This is a genomic window from Pseudomonas fluorescens, from assembly GCF_001307155.1.
Lineage (GTDB): Bacteria > Pseudomonadota > Gammaproteobacteria > Pseudomonadales > Pseudomonadaceae > Aquipseudomonas > Aquipseudomonas helvetica.
On record NZ_CP012830.1, the window covers coordinates 3,024,836 to 3,041,609 of the forward strand.

Sequence of the window (16,774 nt, forward strand, 5' to 3'; positions counted from 1 at the left end):
TGAATGCGTTTGACGATTGAAGTCGAGTGCCTTAGTTTTGTTTCTGTCGCATGGAGCGGCGAGTATTTACTAAGGATGTTCATATGGGAAACGAAATAATTAATGTTGCGGATGTCCCTTTCTCTGAGGCTGTGCAGGATAAATACTTTGAGCGAATCGAGGCTCAGTTAGCTGAAGTTTTCGCGCGTCCCCGACTCAGGATGTTTGCCAAGAGCGGCAGTGTTTCGCTGAATGGTGCTGCGCAGGGAATTGATGCGTCGGTCGTCGGCCCATCCCTTGTGGTATTTGAGGAACGGCTTAGCGAAGATGATAAGCAGGATGCACTGGATAGCCAGGCTTTTGCCGAAGCCGTCGTCAGAAAACTGCCTGTCGAAACTTCGCAAGAGCAGCGATATATGGCTTATAACGAAGCCTTGTCGGCGATTGGCTGGGTCACAGAAAGCTACACGTATAAGAAGTATGACTCCAAAAAGCTGACGCTGAGCATGAACGAAGCATTGCTGCAAGTGCTTGAGACTGTCATCAGTGCGGGCTCTGGAAATGTATTGAACCTGGTAGCGTCGGGCTTTGACAAGCTCAAGGGCGATAAGGCAACGCTGAAAATCGTGGACGCCGGAAGCAAGGAAAGTTCGGTTGTCAGCTTCAAAGCAGTTCCTTGTATTGTTGCCCCTGGTGGTGGTATGGCAATGGTCATGGGCGGCCTGGATGTGTTCAGTAAAGACTACGATGGCGAATTTCTGTTTTTTACTTTCAAGACAGAGGGGGTTCACCTTTTTCAAGCGGCAGGCATTAGAAAGTTTAATAAACGTGCGTTTGATCGAAAGCGTCAGCAGGTTCATAACTACATTAACCAGTTCGGTGATGATCTGTTTAAAAAGATTGCAGGCTAGTAAGGCCGAAAGAGGCTTTCAATAGGGGGTGGTTTATTTAGCGTAGATGAACGGGGTGTTCAATATGTCAGTGCTTGCTGATGCTGTAGTGGTGGGTAGCTGCGTGTTATCCTTTGCGTCCGAAGTTTGCCCGCAGGACCAACAGGATATACAGGACTGTTTGCTGTATGCGGAACTGGCAGCGACTGATAAATACCCAGGGCAAGTATCAAAAAAAGTCTGGTTCGATTATTACCAGGGGCGGTTGTTGAAGGCTGGCTTCACACTCAAAACTATCGTCCCCTCTGAGCCGTTGAGGGTGTCGAATGTCAATCAACTGCTGAGCATCAGCCATACCATCATCGGCCGCTTGGGGGTGGAACGCTTAGGTCAGCTTGTTGAGGAAACTTACGCGGCGTTGAGGCTGGACGAGTTTGCCTGGAACTTCTTTCGCGGCAACGTCGCGAACAGTGGGTCGGGTATTCTCAAATGTGCACCTTGCGAACGTCTTGATTCCGGCGACGTGGTCGTCTGCCTGTACGGATTGCGCTATAGCACCAACGTGATTGAGGATGACTTCTTTTTCTGGAGTGAGTTCGGCAAAGAAGTGGTCATCATCCCGGATGGCGGCGTTTTTGCTTTCAATCGGGAGGTGTTTGAAAACTACCGTGGACGGGTTCACGAGAAAATCGACGCTTACTCAGACAAGATCCTGGTGAGGAAACTGAAGCTCTGAGTCGTTTGGTTTGATCAACATTGGCAAGGCCTTGTGCTTTAACAACAAGGCCTTGTTTTTCGATGGGCAATCTCGTGATGAACGACGAACTAAGGCACCAGATACCCTTTGACCCCGGTAAAGATAATCTGCGCTGCCAGTGCACACACAAACAACCCCATCAACCGGCTGACAATCTGCAAACCCTGGTCACCGAGAATCCGTTCGATACGGTTGGACAGGTACAGCACCACGCCGACGGTCAGGCTGGCCATGGCGATGCTGAGGATGGCGGTGAGTTTGTCGTCCCAGTGCGGCTGGCTGACGCCCATCACCAGCAAGGCCCCGATGGTGCCGGGGCCGACAGTGAGCGGAATGGTCAGCGGGACGATGGTCACGTCTTGCTGCACGTTGTCGGTCTGGACCGCTGACTTGCCCTGAGCCATGCCCAGTGCCGAAATGAACAGCACACTGCCGGCGCCAATGCGGAAGGCGTCTACGGTGATGCCGAACACGCTGAAAATCACCCGCCCGAACAAATACAACAGCACGCTGGAAACCAGGGTCGCGAGGGCGACATTCCAGGCCAGTCGACGTTGTTCCTTGCGCGAATAACCGCGGGTCAGGCTGATGAAGCAGGACAACACGAAGAAGGGGCTGTAGAGCACCAGCATCTTCAGGTAAACACTGAACAACACGTGGAGCATGGGGCAAGCTCACTGGCGAGGGAAGTCGAGGAGGAGTCTATCAGGCGCTGCGGGGTCTGTCGGCTCAGGACGTTTGAGCCGTTGCCTGATTCTGCTGATCGCGCTGCGCGACCCAATGCTCGATCAGTTCGCGCAGTTGTGAAAGCTCGACGGGCTTGGCCATATGGCCATCCATGCCGGCCTGGCGTGCGCGTTCTTTGTGTTCGGCCAGGATGTGTGCGGTCAGTGCTACTACCGGTGTGCGAGTTCGCTGGTTGCCGACCTCCCAGGCACGCAATTGCTGGGTGGCGGAGAAGCCATCGAGGATTGGCATTTCGCAGTCCATCAGCACCAGGTCGTAGCGCTGGGCCTTCATCGCTTTCAACGCTTCTTCGCCATTGCAGGCGGTGTCCGGCTGAAGGTTGAGCTTGCCGAGCATGCCGCGAATCACTTTGGTTGAAATGCTGTTGTCTTCGGCCACCAGAATGCGGAAATCGCTCGGCACCTTGACCGCCGCAGGCGCGCCGCTCGGCAGTTGCTGCGAGACCGCCAGGCCTTTGCTGCGTTGGCTCAGTTCGTCCGCCAGCGTGGTCTTGAGGGTGTAGCCGGCCACGGGCTTGGCGAGGATGCGTTTGATCCCGGCATTGCGTGCGATGACCTTGCTCGGCGCGTTGCTGATGCCGGTGAGCATGATCAGCAGAATGTCGTGATTCAGGCTCGGGTCTTCCTTGATCTTCGCCGCCAGTTGCATGCCGGTCATGCCGGGCATGTTCTGGTCGAGCAGGACCACGTCGAAGTAGTCACGCAGGTGCGCCTTGGTGCGCAGCAGGGCGAGGGCTTCCTTGCCGGAAGGTACGGCGCTGACGTTCAGCCCCCAGGCGCTGCATTGCTGCACCAGGACTTTTCGGCAGGTGTCATTGTCATCCACCACCAGCACCCGTGCGCCTTGCAGCGGGCCATCGAGATCGGAGGTCGGGTGTTCGAGGCGCTCGGGGTCCAGCGGCAAGGTCAGCCACAGTGTGCTGCCCTGATTGCTGCCGCTCTTGATGCCGAATTCGCCGTGCATCAGCAGAATCAATTGGCGGGCGATTACCAGCCCCAGGTTACCGCCCAGGCGGGTGGCGGAAAGGAAGTTCTTGCTGTGCAGTTCGGCATGCAGCAGGGCTTCTCGTTCTTCGGCATCCATGGGTTGCCCGCTGTCTTGCACGGCAATGCGCAGGCGCGGTTTGTGGCTGCGTTCGTCGAGGGCAACGACGATCAGGATTTCGCCTTCGTCGGTTTTCTTCAGGGCGTTTTCCAGCAGGCTCAGCAGTGTCTGGCGCAGACGCGTCGGGTCGCCGCTGATCACGCGAGGGACCTGTGGCTGGATGAAGCTGATCAGCTCGACGTTCTGTTGTTCGGCCTTGGCGCGGAAGATGCTCAGGCAGTCTTCGATCAGTGCGTTGAGGTCGAACTGCACATCGTCGAGTTCGATTTGTCCGGACTCGAGCTTGGAGATGTCGAGGATTTCGTTGATTAACGTCAGCAGTTCATTGCCGGCGCTATGGATGGTTTGTACGTAGTCGCGTTGTTTGACCGACAGCGGGGTGCCCAACAGAAGTTCGGTCATGCCCAGCACGCCATTCATCGGGGTGCGGATTTCGTGGCTGATCTTTGCCAGGAATTCGGCTTTGGCATTGATCTCGGCATTACTTGCTGCCAGGTCACGGCTGACGCTGAAGCGGTCTTCGGTGATGCTGCGCTGGCGTTCGCTCAAGGCGATGCTCATCAGCACGCCGCAGATGCAGATGAAGGCCATCAAGGTCATGATCAGGCCTTGCGGTGCAACCAGGGTCAGCCCCAGCAGCGCCGGCAGAATGATCAGCGTGCCGACGTTGAACACCACCATCGCAGCCACGAACAGGCGTGCCGGCCGATAACCCTTTTGCCAGTGATAGGCGCTGACAAAGAGCATGCTCAGGCCCGCCAGGGCCACCAGCGCATAGGTGATGATGTTCAGCGGCAGAGTGTCGACGAACAGCAACAGCAGGCTGCACAGGACAATGAACAGGATGTCCCCCAGCAGCAATTTGTTTAGAGGATGTGGGCCCAGCGGGGCAAAGAAGCGGTAGGCGAACATCAGGCCGCAAGGGGCTGTCAGCAGTAGCGCCAGGTAGGCGCCGGGTGTTTGCACGGCATGCCAGTCGGGAAGCCATGGGCCAGCCAGGTTCAACAACAGCACCAGGCTGAGCAGTAACAGTCCCTCGCACGCTGCCAGCCAGACGCTGCTGCGCGAGCGGCTATAGCCGTAGCGCGTGAGGTTGTACAGGATCAGCATCGCGATGCAGCCAAAAAACAGGCCATAGATCAGCGTCTGGTTCTGGTTCGCCGCCACCATCACTGCAGATTGCAGGGTGATATAGGGGCGCAACTCGTGTTCGGAAACCAGTCGCAGATAGACGTCGAGGGGTTTGTCGCTTTGTGGAAGCGGCAACATGAAGTCGCTGCTGGGGAGTGGTCGCTCGCTCTGCGGTTGCTCGTTGCCGCTGGTCAATTGCTCGACCAGCGTGTCGCCATCCAGAACGTAGAGGTTCAGGTGCGACAAATCGGGGGCGAAGATGCGCAGCAGTTGTTCGTGTTTGCCGGGACTGAGCTTGAAACGCAGCCACAACGCGCCACTGGGTTCGGCGGCGGTGATCTGGTCGAGTTCAATCGGGCTGAATTGGTTGGTGTAGCGAGCCGAGCGGATATCGCTCAGTTGCAGGTCTGCCTGTTCGTCGAGCAATACTGCCCAGCCACTGCCTTGCGCGGCCTGGGCCGGGAGCATGCAGAGCAGGGTCAGCAGAGTGACGGTGAAGCCTATGGCAATCCTGAGCCAGCGCACGGCGAAATCCCTTCGTAGGTTGATTCCAGATTATAACTATGCGCGGCGCCGGAATAGTACGGCAAGGGCCATAGGCCCCTGCCTAGCCGAATGGATAGCTTATTCCTGATTTTCGCCACGCTCACGGGCAATGGCGCGGTAGCCAATGTCCTTGCGGTAGAAACAGCCTTCCCAGTTGATTTTGGCGGCCAGCTTGTAGGCCTGCTGCTGGGCGGCATCGACGCTTGCGCCCATGGCGGTGGCGCAAAGTACCCGACCACCGGCCGTCACAACCTTGCCGTCCTTGAGTGCGGTACCGGCGTGGAAGACTTTACCTTCCAGCGCAGCGGCGGCATCCAGGCCTTCGATCACGGCGCCCTTGGCGTAATCGCCCGGGTAGCCGCCAGCAGCCAGTACGATACCGACGCTTGGACGTGGATCCCACTGAGCTTCGACCTTGTCCAGTGCCTGTGCCAGCGCCGCTTCGACCAGCAATACCAGGCTCGACTGCAGGCGCAGCATTACCGGTTGGGTCTCGGGGTCGCCGAAACGGCAGTTGAACTCGATGACTTTCGGGTTGCCGGCTTTGTCGATCATCAGACCAGCATAGAGGAAGCCGGTGTAGACGTTGCCTTCTTCGGCCATGCCACGCACGGTTGGCCAGATCACCAGGTCCATGACGCGCTGGTGAACTTCGCTGGTGACCACCGGGGCAGGGGAGTAGGCACCCATGCCGCCCGTGTTCGGGCCGGTGTCGGCGTCGCCAACACGTTTGTGGTCCTGGCTGGTGGCCATCGGCAGCACGTTCTTGCCGTCGACCATGACGATGAAGCTGGCTTCTTCGCCATCGAGGAACTCTTCGATGACCACGCGCGAACCGGCGTCGCCAAAAGCGTTGCCGGCGAGCATGTCGCGTACGGCGTCTTCGGCTTCGCTCAGGGTCATGGCGACGATCACGCCTTTACCGGCTGCCAGGCCGTCGGCCTTGATCACGATCGGCGCACCTTTTTCACGCAGATAAGCCAGGGCAGGCTCGATCTCGGTGAAATTCTGGTAGTCGGCCGTCGGGATCTTGTGGCGAGCCAGGAAGTCCTTGGTGAATGCCTTGGAACCTTCCAGCTGGGCGGCGCCAGCGGTTGGGCCGAAGCAGTCCAGGCCGCGTTTGCGGAACAGATCGACTACGCCTGCGACCAGCGGGACTTCCGGACCGACGATGGTCAGGGAGACGTTTTTCTCGGCGAAGTCGGCCAACTGCTCAAGGGCCAGCACGTCGATAGCGACGTTCTCGCACTTGGCTTCAATGGCAGTGCCGGCGTTGCCCGGGGCTACGAAGACTTTCTGTACGCGCGGATCCTGAGCGACTTTCCAGGCCAGGGCGTGTTCACGGCCACCGCTGCCAATGATCAAAACATTCATTTCAAAAACCTCGGATGACGCTAATTCTGTGGGGCAGCCTCGGCTGCCCGCCTATCGGCGTACGACATCTGCCGTCACGCCGTACCTGTAGGAGCAAGGCTTGCCCGCGATGGCATCACCTTGGTCTCGCTGATGCACCGCAGTGAACCCATCGCGAGCAAGCTTTGCTCCCACAAGAGCAATAATCAGTGACGGAAGTGGCGCATGCCGGTGAATACCATCGCGATACCGGCTTCATCAGCGGCTGCAATCACTTCGTTGTCACGCATCGAGCCGCCCGGCTGGATCACCGCAGTGATGCCAACCTTGGCGGCGTTGTCGATGCCGTCGCGGAACGGGAAGAACGCGTCCGAGGCCATGACCGCGCCCTGTACTTGCAGGCCAGCATGTTCAGCTTTGATGGCGGCGATGCGCGCAGAGTTCACGCGGCTCATCTGGCCAGCGCCGACACCGATGGTCTGACGGTTCTTGGCGTAGACGATGGCATTGGATTTGACATACTTGGCGACTTTCCAGGCGAAGATCAGGTCGTTGATCTCTTGCTCGGTCGGTGCGCGCTTGGTCACAACCTTCAGGTCTTTGCTGTCGATCATGCCGATGTCGCGGCTCTGTACCAGCAAGCCGCCATTGACGCGCTTGTAGTCCCAGGCCGGGGCACGATCCGCCGACCATTGGCCGCAGGCCAACAGGCGAACGTTGGCCTTGGCGGCAACGATGGCGCGGGCTTCATCGCTGACCGATGGGGCGATGATCACTTCGACGAACTGACGCTCGACGATGGCTTTGGCAGTTTCAGCGTCCAGTTCGCGGTTGAACGCGATGATGCCGCCGAAAGCCGATTCGGTGTCGGTGGCGTAAGCCAGTTCGTACGCCTGGCGAATACCGCCTTCAGCGTCCGGGCTCACGGCAACGCCGCACGGGTTGGCGTGCTTGACGATCACGCAGGCCGGTTTGACGAAGCTCTTCACGCATTCCAGCGCAGCGTCGGTGTCGGCCACGTTGTTGTACGACAGTTCTTTTCCTTGCAGTTGGGTCGCGGTAGCGATGCCGACTTCGGCGGGCTTGGCTTCAACGTAGAACGCCGCGCTCTGGTGCGGGTTCTCGCCATAGCGCATTTCCTGAGCCTTGATGAACTGGCTGTTGAAGGTGCGCGGGAACTCGCTGCGACCTTCGGTGGTGAGGGTTTCAGCCGCCTGGTTCACGGTGCCCATGTAGTTGGCGATCATGCCGTCATAGGCCGCGGTGTGTTCGAAGGCCTTGAGCATCAGGTCGAAACGCTGAGCGTAGGTCAGGCCACCGGCCTTGAGGTTTTCCAGCACGCTGGCGTAATCGCTGGCGTTCACCACAATGGCCACGTCTTTGTGGTTCTTGGCAGCGGAGCGGACCATGGTCGGGCCGCCGATATCGATGTTCTCGATGGCGGTCGGCAGGTCGCAACCTGGCTTGTTGATGGTGGCTTCGAACGGGTAGAGGTTAACGGCGACCAGATCGATCGGCTTGATGCCGTGCTCGTTCATGATCGCGTCGTCGATACCGCGACGACCGAGGATCCCGCCGTGGATTTTCGGGTGCAGGGTTTTCACCCGACCGTCCATCATTTCTGCGAAACCGGTGTAATCCGCGACTTCCACAGCGGCTACGCCATTGTCCTGCAGCAGCTTGAACGTCCCGCCGGTGGAGAGGATCTCGACGCCGAGGGCTTCGAGTTCCTTGGCGAATTCGAGGATCCCGGTCTTGTCGGAAACGCTGATCAAGGCGCGGCGGATCGGCAGGCGGGTGGTCTGGTCGGTCATCTCAATTTCCATCAAAAGCAAAGGAAGTCAGCAAAAAAGGCGACCGGTTTTACGCGGGCGCCTTTCTGGTTTGATTGAATGCTTACAGCAAATCGTACTGCTTGAGTTTCTTGCGCAAGGTGCCGCGGTTCAGTCCCAGCAGCTCACTGGCCTTGGTCTGATTGCCCTTGACGTAGTTCATCACGCTTTCGAGCAGGGGAGCCTCGACTTCGGAGAGCACCAGGTTGTACACATCCGTGACGGCAGCGCCTTCAAGGTGGGCGAAATAATTGTGCAGCGCCTTCTCGACACTCCCGCGAAGGGTCTGGCCTTCTTCGCTCGGTGTATTGAGGTGCTGTTTCAAATTTACGTTGTCGCTCACGGGTGCTGTTCCACTCACTAAAGTCTCGGTCATCATCGTCATGCGGCCACCCCTTCTCCGTCCCCTGTCAGGCTCTTGTAGCGCTCGGCGAAAAACTCCCGAACGTTGGCGCATTGTGTTTCCGTACCATCCAAACGATTGAAGTGGGCGCGAAACTCCCTGGCGCCCGGCAGGGTTGCGAGATACCAGCCGACATGCTTGCGGGCGATGCGTACGCCCATGACATCTCCATAGAAAGCATGGAGCGCGGCCAGATGCTCAAGCAGAATACGTTCCACCTCGATCAGTTCCGGTGCCGGGAGTTTTTCGCCGGTACGCAGATAATGCTCGATCTCACGAAAAATCCATGGCCGCCCCTGGGCAGCCCGGCCTATCAGCAGGCCATCGGCACCGGTCGCGTCAAGCACGTGCCGGGCCTTCTCGGGCGAGTCGATATCGCCATTGGCGAAGACCGGAATCGACACCGCCTGCTTGATCGCGGCAATGGTGTCGTACTCGGCTTCACCGGTGTACAGATCGGCACGGGTCCGGCCATGCACCGCCAGTGCCGTAATGCCTGCCTGTTCGGCGATCTTCGCCACCGTCAGACCATTCTTGTTCGCACGGTCCCAGCCCGTGCGGATCTTCAGCGTGACCGGCACATCAACCGCCGCCACGACGGCGTGCAGGATCTCGGTCACCAATTCTTCATCTTTCAGTAACGCGGAGCCGGCGGCCTTGTTGCAGACCTTCTTGGCCGGACATCCCATGTTGATATCAATAATCTGGGCGCCCAACTCGACGTTGGCGCGTGCTGCCTCCGCCAGCATCTGTGCATCGCCACCGGCGATCTGTACCGAGCGTGGCTCGGGATCGCCTTCGTGGACCATGCGCAGACGCGATTTGCGGGTGTTCCACAAACTCATGTCGCTGGTGACCATTTCCGAGACTACAAGCCCTGCGCCCAGTCGTTTGCACAGCTGACGAAAGGGCTGGTCGGTGACTCCCGCCATCGGGGCGAGAATCAAGCCGTTGTGCAATGTATATGGGCCGATGCGTACCGCCGACATAGGACTTCCCTGTTGTGGGGTCGGATCATGAGAGTTCGAAAAAGGGTTGGCATGATACCCGCTCTCGATGACTGGATAAAGGCTGAATTGGATAAAATCTGAACAGTTATTCTGTTATTGCCATCAGTTTGGTTCGAGGCGCCGGGAGTCGGAAAATTGCCGTCAACGGCGCGAGACCCGGCGCCGAGTGAAGCGATTCACTCGGGCGAGTGGAAGCTCAGGCTGTAGTTCACGGCTTTTGGGCCGGGATCGAGGATGTCCAGGGCAATATGGATCGGTGTTTGCGGCGGCATTTCTGCGAGGTCCGCGAGGTCGCCATTGAGGTACTCGCCCGGTTTGAAGCGGCGGCTGGCGATCAGGTGGCCATTGAGGTCGGCAAAGCGCAGTTCCAGCAATGGGAATGGCTGCGAGAACGACGCGCGGTTGTAGATGATCGCGTCGACTATCAGCGCGCCGTTGAAGTCCGGGTGGCTACGCACCACCAGATTGCTGCTTTTGATTTTCGCGATATCGACCTTGGACGGCACGCTGCAGCCAATCTGCGGGCACAGTTGCTGGAACCAGGGGCGGTATTGATCCTGGCGGGCCAGTTCGTCGAAGTGATAGGCAATGTACTGGCCGGCAAGGGCTGCTGCGCCCAGCAGGACCATCAGGCTCCAAAAGAATCGGCGACCCCAGGGTGAGCGGCGTTTTTGCCAGTCGAGTTGCAGCGGGTCGTCGATCAGGTCCTGCAGCACCTCGTCATGCATGGCTGGTTCGTTGCGCGTGCGCTTCTTGCGTACGGGCTCGACCTCGTGCGCTTCGTCGTCGAGGTCGTCGTCGGTCGCGGACAGGCGTTCGTGTTTCGTTGCAGGCTCTGGCGTTTCGAATGGCTGGTCCAGGCGCAGCTGCGGTGCCTCTGGCTCATCGTCCAGGTCGACCAGTTCGAGCGACAGCGAGGGTTCGGTGCGCGAGGGTTTTTCCGGCTCGTCGGCGATGTCTGCCGATCGATGGTTCTCGGCCGGTGCGTGTGTGTTTTCGCTGGCCAGCGCGCGTTCGGCGGCTGAATCGCTGAACAGGCTGTCGGACCAAGGCTCTTCACCTTCGGGCGTATCCCGACGGGCGCTCAGCGAGTCTTCCTTGTGCTTGCGCTCATGATGGCCGAACTCTTTGGTCGGCTGGATTTCCCGTTGTTCAAGCTTGGCGAGTTCTTCGTCAAGGTCGAGGCTGTCCAGATCCAGTTCGGCGGCTGTCCACTGCTTCTGGCTGATGGCCCGCTGCGTAGGCGGCTCAACTGGTGGCGGGGTCGTGAGGGCGATAGCTTCCTTGCCCATGCGTTGCTCGAGCAACTGCCGTGCAGCATTGAACACTTGCAGGCAAGAGCCGCAGCGAACCACTCCGCGGGCGACGCTCAATTGGGCGTGGCTGACGCGGAAACTGGTCTGGCAATGCGGGCACTGGGTGACGAAGCTATCGGTCATGCGGCTATCCGGAGTATGCAGGCGCTCATTTTAGCGCCGACGGCCGGTGATGCGCACCCAGCCATCGCGATTGGCAATCGGGTCCAGCTCAAAGTCCTTGGCATAAGCCTCTGCGACTTCCGCGCCTTGCTCGGCGAGGATGCCCGACAGTGCCAGGCGACCGCCGGGCTTGACCAGGCTGGAGAGTTGCGGGGCCAGGGAGACCAGTGGTCCGGCGAGAATGTTGGCGACCAGTACGTCGGCCTGCACTTGCGGCAAATCTTGAGGCAGGTACAGCGGGAACAGCGCTGGGTCGATGTTGTTGCGCCCGGCGTTGTCGCGGGAGGCTTCCAGTGCCTGCACGTCGATGTCGGTGCCGACCGCTTCCTTGGCGCCCAGCAGCAGGGCAGCGATCGCGAGGATCCCCGAGCCGCAGCCGAAGTCCAGTACGTGGCAGTCCTTCAGGTCCTGGCCGTCGAGCCATTCCAGGCACAAGGCGGTGGTCGGGTGGGTCCCGGTGCCGAACGCCAGGCCCGGATCGAGCAGCAGGTTGACCGCATCAGGCTCGGGCGCAGCGTGCCAGCTCGGGACGATCCACAGGCGCTGACCGAAGCGCATTGGCTGGAAGTTGTCCATCCAGCTGCGTTCCCAGTCCTGGTCTTCAATGACTTCGCTGTGATGCTCGGGCAGCGGGCTGCCGGTCAGCAGCTCAAGGTGAGCCAGCACGCTGGCGGCTTCGGTGCCACCTTCGAACAGGGCCAGCAGATGGGTGTGCGACCACAGTGGGGTGGTGTTCAGTTCCGGCTCGAAGATCGGCTGATCTTCGGCGTCCATGAAGGTCACCGAGACGGCGCCGACTTCAAGGAAGGCGTCTTCGTAGGTTTCGGCTTGTTCTGGGCTGATGGCGAGACGGACTTGCAGCCAAGGCATGGCGGGCACCTTTGAAAAATGTAATGTGCAGCCTGGCGGGCTGCGAGAAGCGCGTAAGTTTACGCGAGAGCGGCGCAGAAGACGACCGGCTTGCCAGGGATATACCTGTGGCGAGGGAGCTTGCTCCCGCTGGAGCGCGAAGCGGTCCAAAAATGGGCGCCTCGGTTTTACCTGGGACACAACTGTTGGATGGTTTGCGGCTGCTTCGCAACCGAGCGGGAGCAAGCTCCCTCGCCACAAGGGTTCTGCATTCAGTAATCCCGGATACAACAAAGCCGCTCGAAAGCGGCTTTGTTGGTCTGGATCAAGCTTTAGTGTTGTGCAGCCAGCTTGTGTTCCAGGTAGTGGATGTTGACTCCACCTTTGCAGAAGCCTTCATCGCGGGTCAGGTCGCGGTGCAGCGGGATGTTGGTCTTGATCCCGTCGACCACGATTTCGTCCAGCGCATTGCGCATGCGCGCCATGGCTTCTTCACGGGTTGCCCCGTAAGTGATCAGTTTGCCGATCAACGAATCGTAGTTCGGCGGAACGGCGTAGCCGCTGTACAGGTGCGAATCAACCCGCACACCGTTGCCGCCCGGGGCATGGAAATGCTTGACCGTGCCTGGGCTTGGCATGAAGGTTTTCGGGTCTTCGGCGTTGATTCGGCATTCCAGCGCGTGACCGCGGATGACCACGTCATCCTGGGTGAACGACAGCGGGTTGCCGGCGGCGATGCTGAGCATCTCCTTGACGATGTCGATGCCGGTGACCATTTCCGAAACCGGGTGCTCTACCTGGACACGAGTGTTCATCTCGATGAAGTAGAAGCTGCCGTTCTCGTACAGGAACTCGAAAGTCCCGGCGCCACGGTAACCGATGTCGATGCACGCCTTGACGCAGCGAGCGAAGACTTCCTGGCGAGCCTTCTCGTCGATGCCCGGTGCCGGTGCTTCTTCGAGAACCTTCTGGTGGCGACGTTGCAGCGAGCAATCGCGGTCACCCAGATGGATAGCGTGGCCCTGGCCATCGGAAAGTACCTGAACTTCCACGTGACGTGGGTTGGTCAGGAATTTTTCCAGATAGACCATCGGGTTGCCGAACGCCGCGCCAGCTTCGGAGCGGGTCAGTTTTGCCGAGGAGATCAGGTCTTCTTCTTTGTGCACAACGCGCATGCCGCGACCACCACCGCCGCCAGCGGCTTTGATGATCACCGGGTAACCGACTTCGCGACCAATGCGCAGAGCGGTTTCTTCGTCTTCCGGCAGCGGGCCGTCGGAACCTGGAACGGTTGGTACGCCGGCAGCGATCATGGCGTGCTTGGCCGAAACCTTGTCGCCCATCAGGCGGATGGTTTCAGCTTTCGGGCCGATGAAGGCGAAGCCGGAGTTTTCCACCTGTTCGGCGAAGTCGGCGTTTTCCGCGAGGAAACCGTAGCCTGGGTGAATGGCGGTGGCGCCGGTCACTTCAGCAGCGGCGATGATCGCCGGGATGTGCAGGTAAGAGTGCGCGGCCGATGCCGGACCGATGCAAACCGATTCGTCTGCCAGGCCCAGGTGCATCAGCTCCTTGTCGGCCTTGGAGTAAACGGCGACGGTCTTGATGCCCATCTCTTTGCAGGCACGCAGGATCCGCAGGGCGATTTCACCGCGGTTGGCGATCAGAACTTTTTCCAACTTCGCAGGTTTCAACATCGTTGGCTCTCCGCGGTTCAAACGATGGTGAACAGCGGTTGGTCGTACTCAACCGGCTGGCCGTCTTCGACGAGGATGGATTCGATCACACCGCTGGTTTCAGCTTCGATGTGGTTCATCATCTTCATGGCTTCGACGATGCACAGGGTGTCGCCTTTCTTCACGCTCTGGCCAACTTCAACGAAGGACGGCGAGGACGGCGAAGATTTGCGATAGAACGTGCCCACCATTGGCGAACGGGCAACGTTGCCGTTCAGCGCTGGCGCAGCGGGAGCAGCAGGTGCAGCGGCAGCAGCAGGCGCGGCAGCAGCGACAGGTGCCGGAGCCGGAGCGTGCATTGGCGCAGGAGCGTAGTACTGCTGAGCCGGGGTTTTGCTGTGGCGGCTGATACGTACGGACTCTTCGCCTTCCTTGATCTCGAGCTCGTCGATGCCGGACTCTTCCAGCAGTTCGATCAGTTTCTTAACTTTACGGATATCCATGAATCATCAACTCCCAAGGGTCGGTCAGGGGCGTTTAACGCTTGTTGTTCAAGCCGTTGCCTGTCTTTCAAGCTGTTCCAGGGCGGCCTCCAGGGCCAGTCGATAACCGCTGGCGCCAAGGCCGCAGATCACTCCCACCGCAACGTCGGAGAAGTAAGAGTGATGGCGGAAAGGTTCGCGTTTGTGCACGTTAGACAAATGCACTTCGATGAATGGGATGCTCACCGCCAGCAGCGCGTCACGTAATGCGACACTTGTATGCGTAAAAGCTGCTGGATTGATCAAAATGAAATCCACACCCTCGCCGCGAGCGGCGTGAATGCGGTCGATCAATTCATACTCGGCGTTGCTTTGCAGGTAGAGCAAATGGTGGCCGGCATTGCGCGCGCGTTGTTCCAGGTCCTGATTGATCTCGGCCAGGGTCACAGCCCCGTAGACGCCCGGTTCGCGGGTGCCGAGCAGGTTCAGGTTGGGTCCGTGCAAAACCAGTAGGGTCGCCATCGGCTGTTCCTTGTTATCTGTGTGCAGTTATCAGAACCCGGCGACTATGCCGCAAAGCGTTTGTGACTGTCCAGTTCTCTGCAATAGGCAGCACAATGACCGATGATTGCGCGATTTATGTGACCAACTGATTAAATCTGGTCATTCGCTTTAGCGACACGTTCGGCGAAGTCCCTGGCGTTGATCTCGCCAATCACCCGCACATCGCCACGTTCCTTGCCATCCTTGCCGAAAAACATCAGCGCCGGTGGTCCGAACAGCTTGTAACGATCGAGCAAGGCGCGTTGTTCAGCGTTGCTGGCGGTGATGTCGAAGCGAACCAGTCGATAACCTTTAAGGCGTTCAACGACGTTGCTGTCGTTAAGCACCTCGTGCTCGATGACTTTGCAGCTGATGCACCAGTCGGCGTACCAGTCGAGCAGCAGCGGGGTGTTGGCGGATTTTGCTTCAGTGAGCACGCGATCGAGTTCCGCCGGGGTGCTGATGGTTTGCCATTCACTCGGGTTTTGCGCTTGAGCGCTGCCAGGAACATTGATGACTTTTGGCTGGCTGATCGGATTGAGCGGATCGGCCTGGCCGCTGAAGGCGCCGTACCAACACGCCAACCCATAAAACACCAGGAGTATCCCGAGCAATTGACCGAGGCGTTTTCGCGGCGGTTTATAGCCAAGCTCCAGCGCCCCGAGAAACAAGCCGACCCCGACCGCCAGCAGACCGATCAGCAGCAAGGTGATGGGCCCCGGCAATACCCGGCTCAGCAAACCGATTGCCAACCCCAGCAACAACACGCCAATCGCATTTTTCACGTAGATCAGCCATGGGCCGCTTTTCGGCAGCCAGGCCGCGCCGCCAGTGGCGACCAGCAACAATGGCGCGCCCATCCCCAGGCCCAGAACGAACAGCTTCAGCGCGCCGCCCAGCGCATCGCCGCTGGCGCTTATATACAGCAGTGCTCCGGCCAACGGTGCAGATACACACGGCGAGACCAACAGGCTCGACACCACGCCGAGCACGGCCGCGCCCCACAGCGATCCCCCTTCGGTGCGGCCGGCAATGCGGTCCAGGCGGCTGCTGATCGCGTGGGGTAGTTTCAGTTCGAACACCCCGAACATCGCTAAGGCAAACACCGCGAAGAACAAGGCAAACGGCGCCAACACCCACGCCGATTGCAGGCGTGCCTGAAGGTTGAGCTGGGCGCCGAACAGCCCCATCAGCGCGCCGAGCACGGCGAAACAGGCGGCCATTGGCAAGACGTAGGCCAGCGACAGATTAAAACCGCGCAGTCCGCCGACCTGACCGCGCAACACCACACCGGAGAGAATTGGCAGCATCGGCAGCACGCAAGGGGTAAACGTCAGGCCAAGGCCCGCCAGGAAGAACAGCGCCAGTTCGCGCCAGCTCCAGCCTGCGGCACTGGCTGGAGGGGTAATGGCTGCACCGTCGATTTTCAGGCGTTCGGTTTCCGGTGGATAACACAGGCCTTTATCGGCGCAGCCCTGGTAGGTGACGGCCAACGTGAAAGCCCTCTGATCGGCGCTGCTGCGTGGCAGGTCGACGTCGAGAATGCCGTGGTAGACCTCGACATCGCCGAAGTATTCGTCGTGCTTTTTTTCGCCTGAAGGCAGTTGCGCGGCGCCCAGGCCAATGTCGGTGGGCTCGCTGTGAAACTGGAAACGATGCCGGTAGAGGTAGTAACCCTCGGTAGCGACGAAGCGCAGCTTGATCGATTGCGGTGTGCTTTCCACCAGGCTCAGTTGAAAAGCTTCGCGCACGGGCAGGAAGTCGGCGCTGTTATTGATCGAGCCCAGGGTCGAACTGGGGCGACTGTCCAAGAGGCCGGCGGCATTCACCGGCAGGACCAGCACTAACAGCATCAGGCAGAGCAGACGGCGCATGACAATCTCGCGTATCGAAAGTGGGAGCATGATAGCGGACGGAGCCGATGACTGCCGAGTCAGGGGTTTCGATGATTCATTGTGGCGAGGGAGCTTGCTCCCGCCGGCCGGTCCGCGCTCGGG

The 16,774-nt window shown here is 59.3% G+C and carries 14 protein-coding genes; 2 read left to right on the top strand and 12 right to left on the bottom strand.

The window, feature by feature from the left end:
- Positions 1–83: 83 nt before the first annotated feature.
- The gene (locus AO353_RS13625; RefSeq protein WP_054595432.1) at positions 84–890 is read left to right on the top strand and encodes a hypothetical protein; all 807 of its coding nucleotides are present in this window, start codon (positions 84–86) and stop codon (positions 888–890) included.
- A 64-nt stretch (positions 891–954) separates the two neighbouring features.
- Entirely contained in the window at positions 955–1,605 is a 651-nt protein-coding gene (locus AO353_RS13630; RefSeq protein WP_054598227.1) for a hypothetical protein, read from the top strand.
- Positions 1,606–1,694: 89 nt separating this feature from the next.
- On the opposite strand, the gene AO353_RS13635 is transcribed toward AO353_RS13630, so the two are convergent.
- The 12 genes from AO353_RS13635 to AO353_RS13690 form a co-directional block, all read right to left on the bottom strand.
- Complete coding sequence (locus AO353_RS13635; RefSeq protein WP_054595433.1) at positions 1,695–2,291, bottom strand: MarC family protein; 597 nt, start codon at positions 2,289–2,291, stop codon at positions 1,695–1,697.
- Positions 2,292–2,355: 64 nt separating this feature from the next.
- Positions 2,356–5,133, bottom strand: a complete 2,778-nt coding sequence (locus tag AO353_RS13640) for a hybrid sensor histidine kinase/response regulator (RefSeq protein WP_054595434.1) — start codon at positions 5,131–5,133, stop codon at positions 2,356–2,358.
- A gap of 99 nt (positions 5,134–5,232) precedes the next feature.
- Complete coding sequence (purD, locus tag AO353_RS13645; protein ID WP_054595435.1) at positions 5,233–6,528, bottom strand: phosphoribosylamine--glycine ligase; 1,296 nt, start codon at positions 6,526–6,528, stop codon at positions 5,233–5,235.
- Positions 6,529–6,713: 185 nt separating this feature from the next.
- Positions 6,714–8,321, bottom strand: a complete 1,608-nt coding sequence (purH, locus tag AO353_RS13650) for a bifunctional phosphoribosylaminoimidazolecarboxamide formyltransferase/IMP cyclohydrolase (RefSeq protein ID WP_054595436.1) — start codon at positions 8,319–8,321, stop codon at positions 6,714–6,716.
- Positions 8,322–8,403: 82 nt separating this feature from the next.
- Entirely contained in the window at positions 8,404–8,724 is a 321-nt protein-coding gene (gene fis / locus AO353_RS13655; RefSeq protein WP_007921650.1) for a DNA-binding transcriptional regulator Fis, read from the bottom strand.
- A complete protein-coding gene (gene dusB / locus AO353_RS13660) occupies positions 8,721–9,731 on the bottom strand; it encodes a tRNA dihydrouridine synthase DusB (RefSeq protein WP_054595437.1) in 1,011 nt (336 codons plus the stop codon). The genes fis and dusB overlap by 4 nt, the downstream gene beginning before the upstream one ends.
- A gap of 197 nt (positions 9,732–9,928) precedes the next feature.
- Positions 9,929–11,191, bottom strand: coding sequence for a DUF3426 domain-containing protein (locus tag AO353_RS13665; protein WP_054595438.1), 1,263 nt, complete (start codon positions 11,189–11,191; stop codon positions 9,929–9,931).
- 30 nt (positions 11,192–11,221) lie between these two features.
- Positions 11,222–12,100: a 50S ribosomal protein L11 methyltransferase gene (gene prmA, locus AO353_RS13670; protein ID WP_054595439.1), complete on the bottom strand. Its 879-nt coding sequence runs from the start codon at positions 12,098–12,100 to the stop codon at positions 11,222–11,224.
- Between the two features lie 311 nt (positions 12,101–12,411).
- The gene (gene accC, locus AO353_RS13675; RefSeq protein WP_019693757.1) at positions 12,412–13,773 is read right to left on the bottom strand and encodes an acetyl-CoA carboxylase biotin carboxylase subunit; all 1,362 of its coding nucleotides are present in this window, start codon (positions 13,771–13,773) and stop codon (positions 12,412–12,414) included.
- Positions 13,774–13,790: 17 nt separating this feature from the next.
- A complete protein-coding gene (accB, locus tag AO353_RS13680; protein WP_054595440.1) occupies positions 13,791–14,255 on the bottom strand; it encodes an acetyl-CoA carboxylase biotin carboxyl carrier protein in 465 nt (154 codons plus the stop codon).
- 48 nt (positions 14,256–14,303) lie between these two features.
- Positions 14,304–14,756: a type II 3-dehydroquinate dehydratase gene (gene aroQ / locus AO353_RS13685; protein WP_019693755.1), complete on the bottom strand. Its 453-nt coding sequence runs from the start codon at positions 14,754–14,756 to the stop codon at positions 14,304–14,306.
- A 131-nt stretch (positions 14,757–14,887) separates the two neighbouring features.
- Positions 14,888–16,651, bottom strand: coding sequence for a protein-disulfide reductase DsbD (locus tag AO353_RS13690; RefSeq protein WP_054595441.1), 1,764 nt, complete (start codon positions 16,649–16,651; stop codon positions 14,888–14,890).
- Positions 16,652–16,774 lie beyond the last annotated feature (123 nt).

What these genes read in the sequence shown, in the direction of transcription:
- AO353_RS13625 (WP_054595432.1), top strand. Translation starts at nt 84, where the DNA reads ATGGGAAACGAAATAATTAATGTTGCGGATGTCCCTTTCTCTGAGGCT.
- AO353_RS13630 (WP_054598227.1), top strand. Translation starts at nt 955, where the DNA reads ATGTCAGTGCTTGCTGATGCTGTAGTGGTGGGTAGCTGCGTGTTATCC.
- AO353_RS13635 (WP_054595433.1), bottom strand. Translation starts at nt 2,291, where the DNA reads ATGCTCCACGTGTTGTTCAGTGTTTACCTGAAGATGCTGGTGCTCTAC.
- purD (WP_054595435.1), bottom strand. Translation starts at nt 6,528, where the DNA reads ATGAATGTTTTGATCATTGGCAGCGGTGGCCGTGAACACGCCCTGGCC.
- purH (WP_054595436.1), bottom strand. Translation starts at nt 8,321, where the DNA reads ATGACCGACCAGACCACCCGCCTGCCGATCCGCCGCGCCTTGATCAGC.
- fis (WP_007921650.1), bottom strand. Translation starts at nt 8,724, where the DNA reads ATGACGATGATGACCGAGACTTTAGTGAGTGGAACAGCACCCGTGAGC.
- dusB (WP_054595437.1), bottom strand. Translation starts at nt 9,731, where the DNA reads ATGTCGGCGGTACGCATCGGCCCATATACATTGCACAACGGCTTGATT.
- AO353_RS13665 (WP_054595438.1), bottom strand. Translation starts at nt 11,191, where the DNA reads ATGACCGATAGCTTCGTCACCCAGTGCCCGCATTGCCAGACCAGTTTC.
- prmA (WP_054595439.1), bottom strand. Translation starts at nt 12,100, where the DNA reads ATGCCTTGGCTGCAAGTCCGTCTCGCCATCAGCCCAGAACAAGCCGAA.
- accC (WP_019693757.1), bottom strand. Translation starts at nt 13,773, where the DNA reads ATGTTGAAACCTGCGAAGTTGGAAAAAGTTCTGATCGCCAACCGCGGT.
- accB (WP_054595440.1), bottom strand. Translation starts at nt 14,255, where the DNA reads ATGGATATCCGTAAAGTTAAGAAACTGATCGAACTGCTGGAAGAGTCC.
- aroQ (WP_019693755.1), bottom strand. Translation starts at nt 14,756, where the DNA reads ATGGCGACCCTACTGGTTTTGCACGGACCCAACCTGAACCTGCTCGGC.
- AO353_RS13690 (WP_054595441.1), bottom strand. Translation starts at nt 16,651, where the DNA reads ATGCGCCGTCTGCTCTGCCTGATGCTGTTAGTGCTGGTCCTGCCGGTG.